Genomic DNA, 15,537 nt, shown 5'->3' on the forward strand with positions numbered 1-15,537 from the left:
GCTGCAGGAATTCTAAACGGCGTTCTAAAAGGATGGAATAGCCAACAAATTGTCGATTTTGGGACAGCAAGTTCGGTATTAAAACATACGGTTTTTGGCGACTGGAATCCGTTTGACGAAAATGAAGTCTTTGAATTTATGAACCAAAAATCAGGACAGATTGTTCGTTAATTTAACAAAAGGTAAAAACGCTAATGCAATTGCATTGGCGTTTGTTTGTATGATGCCAAAAGGTATTCGAACCATCCTACTTCATTAATCACTGCTGTTAATTTAATTAGACGCTTTAGAGCCTCGAAAATAATACAGCTGAAACGGTACGAACTGTACCAATGTTGTAGTCACCATGTAAGACCTCACGAATCGCATTGGTAATCGTAGTCGATTAACTAATTAAAAGACGACGAGGAGATGACAAAAAACTTATCACGAGAATGATTGGAATTTTTAATCAATTTAAGACAATAGCAGGAGATAAAGTACGTATGCATTCATTGCCTTGCCTAACACGAATCTTAAAAGACGCGTCCACATCCAAACTCGTCATGAGGACATTCAACAAACCTATTTATTAGGTCAGAATATCTTTAAAGTCGTAGTGCTTATCGCCATTTCGGAAATAGAGTTAGAAATTAACAAGTATGTCTTGAAAGTTATCTACTCGAAAATAGATAGTTCTTCTTACAGTCAACATTTGTGGGAATCAGAAAAACAAGATTGTTTTTTATCTTAACAATATATATTCATCATTCAACAGATGACTTTTAAAAGTCGTCTGTTGATTTTTTTGTTGCCTATTATAATAGATGAAACCTTTATTTAAATGGGAAAATAGCAACTTTAAAAAAGTTTGAAATTTTTTTAATTTAGGTATTTATTTTTTGATTCACATCTGATACAATGAATACATCAGATGAATTAACTGCAAAACGTCACATCATTTCTAAAATTAGAGATGATTTTATATTTACGCACTAATGTAAGCGAGTGCATAAGAGTCATCTAACAAAAATCATCTGCAGACTTTAGAACTGATTTATTTTATGAAAGGAGAGCATATGGCTTTAACAAATGAAAGTCCATTCGTAGTATGTATCGATTCAGATGGCTGTGTGATGGACACAATGGATATTAAACACATTCGATTCTTCGGCCCGCTAGCAACGAAGTATTTCGAGATTCAAAATCAAGAAGTCTATATAGAAGAATGGAATCGTGTCAACTTATTCTCTGAGACGAGAGGGATTAATCGCTTTAAAGGGTTACTACTTAGTCTCGAGTTTGCTCAAGAACATGGTGAAGCAATTGAAGACTTTACAGTGTTTGCTAACTGGTGTAATCATACGACATCTCTTTCGAATCAATCATTGGAAGAGGAGATTGCTAAGCATAATGATGCCGTACTAATAAAAGCGCTCGAGTGGAGCAAGGCTGTAAATCACGGCATTGAAACCGAACTTGTTGGCGAAGACAAACCTTTTGAAGGCGTAAAAAGAGCTTTAGAAGAAATTAGTAAAGTAGCTCAGATTGCGATTGTTTCTTCAGCAAACAGCGAAGCAGTTAATAGTGAATGGAAACGTCATGGGTTAATGCCATTTGTTTCAGAATTCTTCGGACAGGAACGAGGAAGTAAAGCAGCAGCGATTAAAGAAATCAAGTCTCTTGGATTTGAAAAAGAAAAAATTTTAATGGTCGGAGATGCTCCTGGTGATCTAGACGCTGCAAAAGTTAATGAAGTACATTTCTATCCAATTTTATTTGGAAAAGAAAAAGAGTCGTGGGAAACGTTAGTCACAAAAATTCTTCCAGAATTTATTGACGGACATTACGACGATAAAGAGTATCAAGCAATTTATCATAAACATTTATCACAATTTAAAAATTAAAAAATAAGGAGTTAATATCATGGAAAATACAGGGATTCATAGAGCGAAAACGTGGCAAATGGCGTTGTTTGCTTTGAATAATACATCAACAAACTTATGGCTAGTTCTTTTGAACTTCGTTGCCTACTATTTAACAGGTTACGTTGGGGTAACGGTAGTAATGGCTACTTCTGTAATGACATTTATGCGTATTTGGGATGCAATTACTGACCCAATCGTTGGTTATATTGTAGATAAAACTGATGGAAAATTTGGTAAAAACCGTCCGTTTATGGCAGCTGGTAATATCGTGTTACTAATTACTACTTTCTTAATGTTCTTTACAACTCACCATTTACCAGAACAATATAGATTCATTTATTTCTTAGTGATTTATTTAATTTACATTATCGGTTATACCTTACAAACAGTAGTAACAAAATCAGCTCAAAGCTGTTTAACAAACGATCCTAAACAACGTCCAACATTTGGTATCTACGATGGTATCTATAACGCTACATTATTCGCATTAGTACCAGGGTTTGTTGCTCAACACTTAGTGCCAAAATATGGTGGCTTTACTGCTGAATTATTCCAAGAGTTATGGTTGTATATCGCTCCTGTAACATTTATCTTCACTTGGTTAGCAATCTTCGCGCTTAAAGATAAAGACCGTACAGAGTTCTTCGGTACTGGTGAACCTGTTAAAGTTACTTTCAGAGACTACTGGGATGTATTAAAAAATAACCGAGCTATCCAAATGCTAGTAGTATCTGCATCAACAGATAAATTAGCAGCTTTGGTTACTACTAATGCTACAGTATCGGTTATTATCTTTGGTATTATTTGTGGAAACTATAAATTACTTAATACATTTAACCAATATACATTAATTCCTAAGATTTTAATTATGATTCTTGGAGTTAAATTTATTGCACAAAAACTTGGACAAAGAAAAGCATTATTATTAGGTTCATGGGCTGGTATTATTCTTTATGGATTACTATTTGGGTTATTCTACGTAGCAGATCCTTCAACGTTCTCACTACCTGGAGCTGAAGGGTTCACAGGATTATCATTCTTCACAATTGCGTTCTTAACATTATTTATCTTAGCTCAAGGTGCGAATGGTTTAGCAGGGACAATGGTAATTCCTATGACAGCTGACTGTGCGGATTACGAAGTATATCGTTCAGGGCGTTACGTTCCTGGTTTGATGGGAACTTTATTCAGTGCAGTTGATAAAATTGTTTCTTCATTCGGTTCTGCATTTGTAGGTATCCTATGTGCGTCTATCGGTTTTACTGAACAATTACCTCAAGTCGATACACCATTAACACCAGAATTGAAATTTATCGGTTTAGTGATGTTCTGTGGATTCGTTATATTTGGATACATCTGTAACATTATCGCAATGAAATTCTACCCATTAAACAAAGAGAAAATGGAAGAAATTCAAAGTGAAATCGCTCGTATTAAAGCTGAGACATTAGCAAAACAAAATGCATAATTAATCAACGCTCCGTAAGCTAGACAGTTTACGGAGCGTCATTATAGGAGGAAGTAAAATGGCAAGAGTAGTAGATTTATCAAAAAAACCTTATAACTTGAATCCAAGTCAAATTGAATGGGTGGAGTCAACAATTAAAGGCATGACAGACGAAGAGAAAGTAGGACAATTATTTACAAACTTGTTCTTTTTCGGAGGGGATGCTTTTAGCGGAAACAATTTAAGCAATAAAGAGATTCTAGAAAAATATCATATCGGCGGTGTTCGTTATATGAACGGTAGCCCTGAAGATGTTCAAGGGTTGATTAATGATCTTCAATCTCAAACAAAAATCCCATTATTAGTGGCAGCTAACTGCGATTCTGGTGGTGACGGTGCCGTTAAAGGTGGTACTTATATTTCTTCAGGTGCTCAATCTGAAGCAAGTCGTGATCCTTGGGTTCCTTATCATGCAGGACTAGTATCTGCTCGTGAAGAGACTGCTCTTGGGGTAAACGTAAACTTTGACCCATGCGTGGACATTTTACAAAACTGGAGAAATACAATCGTTAATACACGTGCGTACGGAACTACTGCAGAAGATGTTATTAAATATACAAACGCGTATGTAGAAGGTCTAAAATCCGAACGTGAAGTAGTTTGCTGTGTGAAACACTTCCCTGGAGATGGAACTGAAGAACGTGACCAACACTTAATTTTAGGTGTGAATGAATTATCAGTAGAAGAGTGGGATAATTCATTTGGTAAAGTGTATCGCAACCATATTGAAAATGGTGTTGAAATGATTATGGCAGGACATATCGCATTGCCTGAATATCAAAAAGCACTTCGTCCAGGTCTTGAAGATAAAGATGTTATGCCAGCAACACTTGCTGAAGAATTAATTCAAGATTTACTAAAAGAAAAACTAGATTTCAACGGAATGGTGATTACAGATGCCAGCCACATGTTAGGAATGACAAGTGCTATGCGTCGTGAGGATTATGTTCCAGGAGCAATTGCTGCAGGATGTGACATGTTCTTATTCTTCAACAATATGGAAGAAGACTTTAACTTCATGTTAAAAGGATATCACAATGGAGTCATTACTGAAGAACGTATGACAGATGCTCTTCGTCGTATTTTAGGATTGAAAGCAAAATTAAATCTTCCTGAAAAACAAGCAAACGGAACATTGTTAAAAGCTAAGAAAGAGTTAGAAGTTATTGGTTGTGCTGAACACTTAGAATGGCAAAAAGAAGCGGCTGACCGCGGAATCACTCTTGTTAAAGATACGCAACAAAACTTACCGATTAATCCAGTGGATCATAAACGCGTACGCTTGTATTACTTAGAGGGTGAAAAAGGTGGAATCATGGCTAATGATGATTCAGTTTTAAACCGCTTCGTAGATGAATTAACTAGTCGTGGATATGAAGTAACGGTTAATGATGGAAATAGTCGTATCAAAGGGCGTACACTAGAGTATAGAGATACAGTTGATTTAGCGCTAGTGGTTGCAAACGTAATTGGTTATGGTGCACAAAATAACTACCGTATTCAATGGAAGACAGCTATGTCGAATGAAGTACCTTGGTATGTACATGAAGCGCCAACTGTATTTGTGTCTACAAACTTTACAACTCATTTACATGATGCAACAATGGTTAAAACATTTGTGAATGCTTACCATGGGAATGAGAATACAGTCAAAGCTGTAATCGATAAACTTGAAGGGAAGTCTGAATTCAAGGGAACTCCAAATGAGTTAGTGTGGACAGAAAAATGGCAAGCTAAATTATAGAAAGAGGGATGGTCGATGTTATATCCAGTTTTAAATGCAAAGAGAAAACGTTATTCGTTAGATGGGATTTGGAATTTTAAGCAAGGTGAATACGTCCCAGGAGTGGATCCACGACTTTCTGCTGATGACTTAATGGTCGTACCAAGTTCATTTAATGATGTAGCAGTGGAATCTGAAAAAAGATATTTTATTGGAGATAACTGGTATGAGCGTACTTTTGCGGTCCCTTCTTTCGAATCAGATGAAGAATTAGTGCTTCGTTTTGGTTCTGTAACCCATCAAGCGAAAGTATATGTGAATGGTCAATTATTAGGAGAACATATCGGTGGGTTTACACCATTTGAAGTTCGTATTCCTGAAGAATTGACAAGAAAAAAAGAATTATTAATTAGTGTTTGTGCCAACAATATTTTAGATCATACTACTTTACCAGTCGGCAACTATTCTGAAGAAGTATTACCGGACGGCACTGTGAAGAAGAAAGTTTCAGAGAATTTCGACTTCTTTAACTATGCTGGGATTCAACGTCCTGTTCAATTATTAGTTCTTCCTAAAGCGCGTATTGAAGATATTGTAGTTACTTACGATGTTCATGAAAATGATGCGACTGTAAGAGTAACGGTAGAACATACTGCTAATGGTGGAACTTCGAAAGTAACACTTTTAGACGAAAATGGCGAAGTGGTAGCTAAGGGTGAGGCGAGGGCTGAACTTGAGATAGTCAATGTTCGTCGTTGGGAAGTATTAGATGCTTACCTTTATACAGCAAAAGTTGAGTTATTTGCTGGAGAAGAGTTAGTTGATGAATATGAAGAACTATTTGGAGTTCGTACGGTTCGTGTTGAAAATGGTCAGTTCTTAGTAAACGACAAACCGATATACTTCAAAGGATTCGGGAAACACGAAGATAGTTACGTGAACGGTCGTGGTTTTAACGAAGCAGTAAACTTAATGGATTTGAATTTAATGAAGAATATGGGGGCTAACTCATATAGAACGGCTCACTATCCATATTCTGAAGAGATGATGCGTTTATCAGATCGTATGGGATTCCTAGTGATTGATGAAGTTCCAGCAGTCGGTTTGTTTGCAAACTTTACTGCTGCTCTAAGTATGAATAGAGGAGGAACTAAACCGATTAAGACATGGGAATTCTATCAAACAATGGAAAATCACAAACTTGCACTTAAAGAATTAGTGGCTCGTGATAAGAACCATGCATGTGTTGTGTTATGGAGTGTCGCGAACGAACCAGATGGTGCTGGTGAAGGTGCGGATAAATACTTCGAGCCTTTAGTCAAATATGTGAAAGAGTTAGATCCGCAAAAACGTCCAACAACTGTTGTGAATATTATGATGGCAACACCAGAACAGGATTTAATTTCTCCATTGATTGATGTGCTTTGCTTGAATCGTTATTACGGTTGGTATCTTAACCATGGGGATATTGAAGGTGCACGCGTAGGGCTTCGTAAAGAGTTGAAGGAATGGCAAGAAAAATATCCAGATAAACCAATCATTATGACAGAATACGGTGCAGATACTTTACCTGGCTATCATTCAAATTGGGATGTTCCGTATACAGAAGAGTATCAAGAACGATTCCATCAAATGAGTCATGAAGTATTTGATGAGCTCGAAAACTTTGTGGGTGAACATGTTTGGAACTTTGCGGACTTTGAAACAAACAGTTACGCGTTAATTCGTATCCAAGGAAACCACAAAGGTTTATTCACAAGGGATAGAAATCCAAAATCAATTGTTAAATTATTTAGAAACCGTTGGAATGCTATTCCAGACTATAACTACAAAAAATAGTGAGTACTTTTCGTATGCTATTCTAATGGTTTGAGCTATAGAGTGAGAACTGTTAGAATAGGTTCGAAAAAGTGACGAATGGGGAATAGATATGAAAGAGAAAACTGTTTCTTTAGTGGAACAAACCGCAAATAGAATTGTCGAATATTTTGAAAAAAATGATTTAAAAGTCGGAGACAAGTTGCCGAATGAATATACATTGGCACAAGATTTAGAAGTGGGTCGTAGTACGTTGCGTGAAGCGGTGAAAATGTTAGTTTCAAAGAATATCTTGGAAGTACGTCAAGGCTCTGGAACTTATATTACGAGTTTAACGGAGACTGTAATAGATCCATTAGGTTTTGGTGAAATCGATAATCATATGAAGTTGACACAAGACTTATTTGAAGTGCGCTTCTTGATTGAGCCTCAGATGGCGAGTCTTGCCGCGCAGCATATTACGGATAAAGAAGTGGCTGTTCTAGAAAGGCTTGAAAAGGCCTTGGAAAAAGAAATCCATTCGGATGGAGATATTCACTTTGAACTGGATATTCAATTTCATAGTGCGATTGCTGAGGCTAGTCGTAATGTAGCTATGCAGCAACTGATTCCAATTATTATTCAATCGATTAAGTTGTATAATGATTTCTTTACAAGTGAGCAAAGCAAAGCAAATACGATTCGTGCTCATAGAGAAATTGTAAGAGCGATTAAAAATCGAGATGCTGTCGCTGCCAGAGACGCGATGTTACTGCATTTAGCAGATAATAGACGCACATTATCGTATAATTAAATCGTCTGATGAAATAGACGATATCAACCGAATATTGTCATTGACACTAAAAGTCGTCTGATGTATCATAGAGATAACAGATGACTTTTATTTTTTTGCGAAAAGGAGAAAAAGCTTATGACAAGTGTATTAGAACAATTAAAACGAAATTATATTTTCGCAGTAATCCGCGGGAAATCATCAGATGACGCAATTGAAATTTCAAAGCACTCAGTATTGGGTGGCATTAAAAATATCGAAGTAACTTATACGACACCAGATGCTTCAAAAGCTATTTCAGAATTAAAAGCATTTTATGCGAATGAAACTGAAGTAGTGATTGGTGCTGGTACGATTATGTCTGTTGAATTAGCTAAAGAAGCGATTGCTGCTGGGGCTGAGTTTTTAGTGAGCCCTCATTATGATGCGCATATCCAAAAAGTAGCGCATGAAGCGCATATCGATTACTTCCCAGGTTGTGCAACTACGACAGAAATCGTGCAAGCGATGAATGGTGGAGCAAAAATCATCAAACTATTCCCTGGTGGAGTTTTAGGACCTTCATTTATTAAAGATATTCATGGCCCAATCCCAAATGTTAACTTAATGCCTTCAGGTGGCGTATCTCTTGCAAACATTAAAGAGTGGAAAGAAAAAGGTGCTGTTGCAGTCGGTGTCGGAAGCGCTCTTGGTGCAAAAGTGGCAACAGAAGGATATGAAAGTGTAACACGCATTGCTAAAGAATTCGTCAGTGCGTTGGAGGACTAATTATGACTTTTAATCGTAAAAATTTTTTACTACAAAGTAAGGTTGCGGAAGACTTATATAGAGTAGTGGAACATCTTCCAATTGAAGATTTCCACTGTCACTTATCTCCTCAAGAAATTTTTGAGGATAAACCATTTGAGAATGCCGTACAAGTATGGCTTGGCGGAGATCACTATAAATGGCGCCTAATGCGTGCAAATGGTGTGAGTGAACGTTTGATTACAGGGGACGCAACTCCTGAAGAAAAATTCGAAGCATGGGCTAAAACGTTGGCTAAGGCATTTGGAAATCCTTTATATCACTGGAGTCATTTAGAATTGAAACAAGTTTTTGGTATTGATGACTATGTGACGCCTGATAATTGGAAAGAGATTTATGACCGTATGAATCAAACCATTGCAGAGGAACAACTGAGTCCAAGAAAATTGATTAAACGTGCAAACGTGGAATTCATTGGAACAACTGACAATCCACTTGATTCGCTCGAATGGCATCAAAAGATTGCAGAAGATACGGCTTTCGATACAGTTGTTGCACCAACATTCCGTCCTGATGAAGCTTTTGTATCACATCCAAATTTTGCTAACTTTGTGACTAGACTACAAGAAGTGACAGGTGTAGAAGTTCGTTCGTTCGATAGTTTTGTTAAAGCTTTAGAACAACGTATCGAATTCTTTGTAGCAAATGGGTGTAAAGCAAGTGATATTAGTTTTGGGGAAATCTTGTATAAGAGAGCTTCAAAAGAAGAACTAGATGCAATTTTTGCAAAGGTAATTCGTGGAGAAGTACCTACTCTTGAAGACATTCAACAATGGCAAACTGAAGTGTTCAGTGCTTTGTGTGGTTTATATAAGAAACACCATTTAGTGACACAAGTTCACTTTGGGGCTGTTCGTGATACGAACCGTAAGTACTTTGAGAAAATTGGAGTAGATGCAGGTTTCGACTCAACAGGAGACCAAACGCATTTAGCTCTTGCTTTAAATCAACTTTTAAATGCATTAGAGGAATCGAATCGTCTTCCAAAATGTATTTTCTATAACTTAAATCCATCGTATAACGATATTTTGGCCAATACGCTAGCTAACTTCCAAGCTAATGAAGAAGGGATTAAAGGTCGTTTACAATTTGGTGCAGCTTGGTGGTTCTCTGATACTGAAAAAGGAATGAGAGAACAAATGCTAGTCTTAGCAAACCAAAGCTTGTTATGGAACTTTGTAGGAATGCTTACAGACTCAAGAAGCTTCCTATCATATCAAAGACACGATTACTTCCGTCGTATTCTCGTTTCGCTAGTAACAGAATGGATTGAAAGTGGTCGAATCCCTTATGACGAAAAATTAATTACAGAGTTCTTAGAAGCCATTTGCTATAAAAATGCTAAAGAATTTTTTGAATTGAACTAAAGGAGGAAGAAAATATGGAAATGACATTCCGTTGGTATGGGCATGATGATCAAGTAACTTTAGAGAATATTAGACAAATTCCTGGTATGAAAGGGATTGTAACTGCGATTTATGATGTCCCAGTTGGAGAAGTATGGAGCCGTGAACGTATTCGTCAATTAAAACAAGACGTTGAAGCTTCAGGCTTAAAACTTTCTGTTATTGAAAGTGTTCCAGTTCATGAAGATATTAAACTTGGAAAACCTACAAGAGATCAATTGATTGATAACTATATTCAGACTATTAAAAACTTAGGAGCTGAAGGAGTAAATATTGTATGTTATAACTTCATGCCAGTATTCGACTGGACACGAACGGACTTAGCGTATGATCTTCCAGATGGTTCTAATGCATTAATCTTCGATGAAGAAGTAGCTAAGAAAATGGATCCTGTTAAAGGGGAGTTATCTCTGCCAGGTTGGGATTCAAGTTATACAAAAGATGAAATGAAAGCTATCATGGATGAGTATTCCAAAGTAGACGAAGAAAAACTTTGGGAACATTTAGAATATTTCATTAAACGTGTCATTCCAGCAGCAGAAGAAGCTGGTGTGAAAATGGCAATCCACCCTGATGATCCACCTTATAGCATCTTTGGATTACCTCGTATCATTACTTGCAAAGAAAATCTTGTAAGATTTGTAGAATTATACGATAGCCCAAATAATGGGGTAACTGTTTGTGTAGGTTCATATGCTTCTGATCCAAACAACGATGCTGTTGAGATGTTAAAAGAAATGTTGAAACGCAACCGTGTAAACTTTATGCATGCTCGTAATATTCGTTTAACAGGAAAAGGCAAATCATTCGAAGAATCAGCACACCCAACAGAGTACGGTTCAATTGATATGTATGAAGTGGTGAAAGCTCTTCATGACGCAAACTGGGAAGGACCAATCCGTCCGGACCATGGTCGTATGATTTGGGGAGAAACAGGTCGTCCAGGATATGGATTATTTGACCGAGCTCTAGGTGCTACTTATCTTCACGGATTAGCTGAAGCAGTTGCTAAAAACGCAAAACAATAGGAGAATAACCATGACACAATTTTTTGATTTTACAAATAAAGTCGTAGTCATTACCGGTGCCGGTGGAGTGATTTGCGGAGAACTCGCAAAAAGCTTTGGAAAACAAGGCGCAAAGGTAGCTTTACTAGACTTAAACGAAGAAGCTGCACAAAAATTTGCAGATGAAATTATTGCTGAAGGCGGTATCGCAAAAGCATATAAAACGAACGTACTTGAAAAAGAATCATTAGAAGCTGTTCGCGAAGCGGTGAATAAGGATCTTGGTACCGTAGATGTTTTAGTAAACGGTGCTGGAGGAAATAACCCACGTGCAACAACAGATAATGAGTTCCATGAAGTTGGATTAAGTGCCGAAACAAAAACATTCTTTGACTTAGATAAAGCAGGAATTGAATTTGTATTCAACTTAAACTATTTAGGTACATTATTACCAACACAAGTTTTTGCACAAGATATGGTTGGAAAAGAAGGAGCAAACATCATCAATATTTCAAGTATGAATGCATTCACTCCTTTAACAAAAATTCCAGCGTATTCAGGAGCAAAAGCAGCGATCAGTAACTTCACTCAATGGTTAGCGGTTCACTTCTCTAAAGTAGGAATCCGTTGCAACGCGATTGCCCCAGGATTCTTAGTTACTGCTCAAAATGAAAGACTACTATTTGATGAAAATGGAAATCCAACTCCACGTGCGGATAAAATTTTACGCAATACACCAATGGGACGCTTTGGTGAATCAAATGAATTAGTAGGGGGAGTATTCTTCCTTGCAGATTCAACTCTTTCAAGCTTTGTTAATGGCGTAGTTTTACCAATTGATGGTGGTTTCGCAGCTTATTCTGGAGTATAATTAAAGAACATAAAAGGAATCGAAGTGAGAGCTTCGATTCTTTATCTATCAATTGAAAATTGGAGAAGAGATATAGAGATGAAAGTAATAACTCTAGGTGAAATTTTATTAAGATTATCGACCGCAGCAGATGTACGGTTAAAGAGTACAAAAGAGTTTAGGGTGTGCTATGGTGGAGCTGAAGCAAATGTTGGAATTTCGTTAGCTCACTTTGGTCATAATGTCTCGGTAGCAACAGTTCTACCTCAAGATAACCCTTTAAACGACGCTGTCAGTTCCAGATTACGAATGAATGGAATCAATACAGATTTGGTTGCGACAGAATATGGAAGATTAGGAACATACTTTTTAGAGCAGGGGAATGCAGGACGTGCTTCTCGCGTTACATATGATCGTTTATACTCTAGTATCTCTGTTGTGAACGAACTCTGCTGGAATCTAGATAAAATTTTCAAAGGTGTGGATTTGTTGCATATTTCTGGAATTTTGCCAGCACTTTCGAAGAAATGGCAATCATGGACCGTTGAAGTCGTTTGTAAGGCAAAAGAATATGGATGTCGTTTAAGTTTTGATATGAACTACCGTAGTAAGCTTTGGAGTTATGAGGAAGCCTATCCTTGTTTCCAACAAATTTTACCGTATGTAGATATTCTTTCTGCAGGTAGATTAGATGCGATTCATTTCTTGAAAGTTGCATCAGAAGACGAAAATGTTTCCCTAGAAGAAATTTACAAACGAATTCAAGCAAAATATCCAAATATTAAAGTGTTGTATTCAACAAAACGAAATGTCATTTCAACAAATCATAACGAATTACAAGGATTTTTCGTAGGTGAAGATGGAGCATTCGTAGAGTCTAAACTATATGACATTAATCCAATCATCGACCGAGTAGGTGGAGGAGATGCCTTTGCTGCAGGAATTCTAAACGGCGTTCTAAAAGGGTGGGATAGCCAACAAATTGTTGACTTTGGAACTGCAAGTTCAGTCTTAAAACATACTGTTTTTGGAGACTGGAATCCATTCAATGAAGATGAAGTCTTTGAATTTATGAACCAAAAATCGGGACAAATTGTCCGTTAAATTGATATAACAACAATTAGACGTCAGTGTTTATCTCTGACGTCTTTTCATTTGGGCTTATCAAGCGCGAGGAAAACTGTTAAAATAGTGGAGAATAAGCAGTAGAAAGGGAATCGCCATGGTTAAAAATTCTGTATGGATCCAACAAGAAATTGAGGGAGTGAAGCTATATGTTTATCGTTCCAATGTCAAAGATGCTACGACCATTTATTTTTTAGATGGAGATCAATTCGAAGAACCTTTTAATCATTGGATTCGCAAACATCAACCTGCACTCAATTTTGTACTCATAAATGCAAATAATCGAACAGATGATTATACACCGTGGCCTCTCCAGGCGTCAGAAAGCATGCCGATGGATTTCGGTGGGAAAGCTGCAGAACATCTTTCGTTTTTCGCAACACATGTTATTCCATTTTGTGAGAGTAAATATGCTTTTGCCTCAAGCGAAGAAAAGAGAGTTATCGGTGGTTATTCGCTAGGTGGATTATTCAGCCTGTACGCAGCGGTGAACACTAATTTATTTGGGACCGCCCTCAGCTGTTCTTCATCGCTGTGGTTTCCTGATTTTCTGGACTATTTAAAAGAACATCCTTTTAAAGCCGCTCATCCAAAATTATACATGAGTGTGGGAGACCAAGAAGGAACGACTGCGACGAATTTAACAGCAGACCAAACTCTAAATACGATAGCATTAAAAGATTTTTATGAGCCGAAATTTCAAGCAGGTGATTTCCAGTTTACGTTGGAAGTGGGAAATCATGGAAATGATATTCCAGGACGTGCCTGGCGTGCTATTGAATGGGTAGAAGAGAATTGTAGATAATGAACAAAAAATCCACTGGTTTAACCAGTGGATTTTTTTCTAGCGGTGTCAAAGGGTCTCGAACCCCCGACCTAGCGTTTAGGAAACGCTTGCTCTATCCAACTGAGCTATGACACCCTGATACATTTATTGAACCACAGAACCTGCAATCTGTCCATACACAGTCACTTTTTCTTAACAAAATGAGGAATGACAATCTTCATCCGCAAAGCAGATTTAAATAATAAAACTCAATTATGTCTTTAAACAAGAAGGTTTAGAGACCACAGATTTTATGAAAAAAGATGGAGTCCCTTGGGATTCTATGGTGGGAGTAAGAGCGTTTCGTAACTGATGCGAATATGAGACTCTAGGAATTTATTCCGTAGAGACTCATTGAGGCTCAGTAGGTGAGAGACATCGGCTCGAACCGGTAAAGCTCTTATCCCTACCATGAAGATATCCCAAAGGGACGGAATCTAAAGTTTTTAATAGCAATGAATTTAATCTCTAAATCTTCGGTTTATGTATAAAAAAACCGCCAAAAAATTTTGGCAGTTTTTAAGGTTTATTTAGTTTGCTGATTGACGGCGTGAAGATTGCCAATGCGAATACAGACGGAAAATCGAATCGACCGTAAAGATAGCAAGTGCAATCATCCCGGCAGTAATCATTGTTTGACCGAAGAAGAATTTTCCTTTTTCAACATCTCCTACAAAGAAGGCGTATACGGTACGATACATGCCTGCACCAGGAACGAGTGGGAAAAATCCAGGGATAAAGAATACCGTTACGGGAGCTTTAAAATAGCGTGCTGCTAAGTGCGATAAAAACGCAATTGTAAGGCCGCTATAGTAAGTAGCTAGTTGTAATCCAGAACTATCCAAGAAGAAGAGATATACAAACCAACCAATGCCTCCAATAATCGAAATATGAATGAGGAGTCGTTTTGGTGCTTCAAAGACAATACAACTGAAGTAGACAGCGATGAGAGCACTAATCACTTGATAAATCATAAGGGATTTGCACCTCCTGCTAAGACGAGTCCCAAAGCAACAGCAATAGCGACGGAAAGAGCCGTCACAAACGCTTCAATTGCCCGGGCTGCTCCTGAGTTGTAGTCTCCGCGTAATGTATCGCGAATGGCATTTGTAATGGCGGTTCCAGGAACCGCCGGCATGATTAATCCTACAATGGAGATGCCGATTCGAGCGTCCGGAACGAAATGTTTCTGAATCAAAATGATAATGACAATCGCAGGAATAATCGAGATGAGGTTCAACACGAATGTTCCTAATTTTAATTTCGGATCTAACTTATAAACAAATGGCATGATAATCGCTGCTACGGATGCAATGACGAGTTCAATTGGCGTTGCTCCAAATAGAGCAGCGTAGAACCCACACATCAGAATAAGGCCTAAGTCTTTTAACCACTGTGGATATTCGGATTCTTTTAAATCTTGTAATCGTTGATAAGCCGTATCAAGGTCGATTTCTTTTGTCACTAATTGACGAGAAATGGCGTTAACTTTATAGATACGATTTAAATTTGTGTCACGATTTGGAACACGGCGGATTTCTGTAATAGAATCGATGCAGTCATCATCGAGCGTTGCAAAGATTCCAGTCGCCATTGCGAAGGCTTCGCAAGTTTCAAAGTTTGAAGTGGAGAGAATATAGTTCATTGTTTCTTCCACGCGATACGATTCCGCATTGCATTCAAGCATGATTTGACCAGCCAGAATAGCGGTATCCATTAATTTTTTTGCATATGATCGCACAAAGCCTTCCTCCTTACTAAAACACTCTCTAAGTATAGCATACTAGCG

At 37.6% G+C, this 15,537-nt stretch carries 13 protein-coding genes and 1 tRNA gene; 11 read left to right on the plus strand and 3 right to left on the minus strand.

The window, feature by feature from the left end:
* Positions 1–1,058 precede the first annotated feature (1,058 nt).
* The 11 genes from HMPREF3103_RS02215 (at position 1,059) to HMPREF3103_RS02265 (ending at position 13,727) form a co-directional block, all read left to right on the plus strand.
* Complete coding sequence (locus tag HMPREF3103_RS02215) at positions 1,059–1,886, plus strand: HAD family hydrolase (RefSeq protein ID WP_070437062.1); 828 nt, start codon at positions 1,059–1,061, stop codon at positions 1,884–1,886.
* Between the two features lie 19 nt (positions 1,887–1,905).
* Positions 1,906–3,375: an MFS transporter gene (locus tag HMPREF3103_RS02220; protein WP_070437063.1), complete on the plus strand. Its 1,470-nt coding sequence runs from the start codon at positions 1,906–1,908 to the stop codon at positions 3,373–3,375.
* Positions 3,376–3,433: 58 nt separating this feature from the next.
* Positions 3,434–5,158 carry a glycoside hydrolase family 3 protein gene (locus HMPREF3103_RS02225; protein WP_070437064.1) on the plus strand — a complete coding sequence of 575 codons (1,725 nt, stop codon included), beginning with the start codon at positions 3,434–3,436 and terminating at the stop codon, positions 5,156–5,158.
* A gap of 15 nt (positions 5,159–5,173) precedes the next feature.
* Positions 5,174–6,976: a beta-glucuronidase gene (gene uidA, locus HMPREF3103_RS02230; protein WP_070437065.1), complete on the plus strand. Its 1,803-nt coding sequence runs from the start codon at positions 5,174–5,176 to the stop codon at positions 6,974–6,976.
* Positions 6,977–7,067: 91 nt separating this feature from the next.
* A complete protein-coding gene (locus tag HMPREF3103_RS02235) occupies positions 7,068–7,748 on the plus strand; it encodes a FadR/GntR family transcriptional regulator (RefSeq protein ID WP_070437066.1) in 681 nt (226 codons plus the stop codon).
* A gap of 117 nt (positions 7,749–7,865) precedes the next feature.
* Positions 7,866–8,495, plus strand: a complete 630-nt coding sequence (locus HMPREF3103_RS02240; RefSeq protein ID WP_070437067.1) for a bifunctional 4-hydroxy-2-oxoglutarate aldolase/2-dehydro-3-deoxy-phosphogluconate aldolase — start codon at positions 7,866–7,868, stop codon at positions 8,493–8,495.
* 2 nt (positions 8,496–8,497) lie between these two features.
* Positions 8,498–9,901, plus strand: a complete 1,404-nt coding sequence (gene uxaC / locus HMPREF3103_RS02245) for a glucuronate isomerase (protein ID WP_070437068.1) — start codon at positions 8,498–8,500, stop codon at positions 9,899–9,901.
* 14 nt (positions 9,902–9,915) lie between these two features.
* Positions 9,916–10,968, plus strand: coding sequence for a mannonate dehydratase (uxuA, locus tag HMPREF3103_RS02250; RefSeq protein ID WP_070437069.1), 1,053 nt, complete (start codon positions 9,916–9,918; stop codon positions 10,966–10,968).
* A 10-nt stretch (positions 10,969–10,978) separates the two neighbouring features.
* Complete coding sequence (locus HMPREF3103_RS02255; RefSeq protein ID WP_070437070.1) at positions 10,979–11,818, plus strand: SDR family oxidoreductase; 840 nt, start codon at positions 10,979–10,981, stop codon at positions 11,816–11,818.
* A gap of 78 nt (positions 11,819–11,896) precedes the next feature.
* Positions 11,897–12,901 (plus strand): sugar kinase, encoded by a 1,005-nt coding sequence (locus HMPREF3103_RS02260; protein ID WP_070437071.1) that lies wholly within the window; start codon positions 11,897–11,899, stop codon positions 12,899–12,901.
* Between the two features lie 118 nt (positions 12,902–13,019).
* Entirely contained in the window at positions 13,020–13,727 is a 708-nt protein-coding gene (locus tag HMPREF3103_RS02265; RefSeq protein ID WP_049554442.1) for an alpha/beta hydrolase, read from the plus strand.
* A gap of 43 nt (positions 13,728–13,770) precedes the next feature.
* Here the strand turns inward: HMPREF3103_RS02265 and HMPREF3103_RS02270 are convergent.
* From HMPREF3103_RS02270 to HMPREF3103_RS02280, 3 genes are all read right to left on the minus strand, one after another.
* Positions 13,771–13,844 (minus strand) — tRNA-Arg (locus HMPREF3103_RS02270).
* Between the two features lie 434 nt (positions 13,845–14,278).
* Complete coding sequence (locus HMPREF3103_RS02275) at positions 14,279–14,722, minus strand: threonine/serine exporter family protein (RefSeq protein ID WP_005605748.1); 444 nt, start codon at positions 14,720–14,722, stop codon at positions 14,279–14,281.
* Positions 14,719–15,489, minus strand: coding sequence for a threonine/serine exporter family protein (locus HMPREF3103_RS02280; protein ID WP_049554443.1), 771 nt, complete (start codon positions 15,487–15,489; stop codon positions 14,719–14,721). The genes HMPREF3103_RS02275 and HMPREF3103_RS02280 overlap by 4 nt, the downstream gene beginning before the upstream one ends.
* Between the last annotated feature and the right edge of the window lie 48 nt (positions 15,490–15,537).

The sequence above is a fragment of the Granulicatella sp. HMSC30F09 genome (assembly GCF_001806915.1).
Taxonomy (GTDB): domain Bacteria; phylum Bacillota; class Bacilli; order Lactobacillales; family Aerococcaceae; genus Granulicatella; species Granulicatella adiacens.

Excerpts from the sequence above, each read along its gene's own strand:
- HMPREF3103_RS02215 (WP_070437062.1), top strand. The coding sequence starts at position 1,059 with ATGGCTTTAACAAATGAAAGTCCATTCGTAGTATGTATCGATTCAGAT.
- HMPREF3103_RS02220 (WP_070437063.1), top strand. The coding sequence starts at position 1,906 with ATGGAAAATACAGGGATTCATAGAGCGAAAACGTGGCAAATGGCGTTG.
- HMPREF3103_RS02225 (WP_070437064.1), top strand. The coding sequence starts at position 3,434 with ATGGCAAGAGTAGTAGATTTATCAAAAAAACCTTATAACTTGAATCCA.
- uidA (WP_070437065.1), top strand. The coding sequence starts at position 5,174 with ATGTTATATCCAGTTTTAAATGCAAAGAGAAAACGTTATTCGTTAGAT.
- HMPREF3103_RS02235 (WP_070437066.1), top strand. The coding sequence starts at position 7,068 with ATGAAAGAGAAAACTGTTTCTTTAGTGGAACAAACCGCAAATAGAATT.
- HMPREF3103_RS02240 (WP_070437067.1), top strand. The coding sequence starts at position 7,866 with ATGACAAGTGTATTAGAACAATTAAAACGAAATTATATTTTCGCAGTA.
- uxaC (WP_070437068.1), top strand. The coding sequence starts at position 8,498 with ATGACTTTTAATCGTAAAAATTTTTTACTACAAAGTAAGGTTGCGGAA.
- uxuA (WP_070437069.1), top strand. The coding sequence starts at position 9,916 with ATGGAAATGACATTCCGTTGGTATGGGCATGATGATCAAGTAACTTTA.
- HMPREF3103_RS02255 (WP_070437070.1), top strand. The coding sequence starts at position 10,979 with ATGACACAATTTTTTGATTTTACAAATAAAGTCGTAGTCATTACCGGT.
- HMPREF3103_RS02260 (WP_070437071.1), top strand. The coding sequence starts at position 11,897 with ATGAAAGTAATAACTCTAGGTGAAATTTTATTAAGATTATCGACCGCA.
- HMPREF3103_RS02265 (WP_049554442.1), top strand. The coding sequence starts at position 13,020 with ATGGTTAAAAATTCTGTATGGATCCAACAAGAAATTGAGGGAGTGAAG.
- HMPREF3103_RS02275 (WP_005605748.1), bottom strand. The coding sequence starts at position 14,722 with ATGATTTATCAAGTGATTAGTGCTCTCATCGCTGTCTACTTCAGTTGT.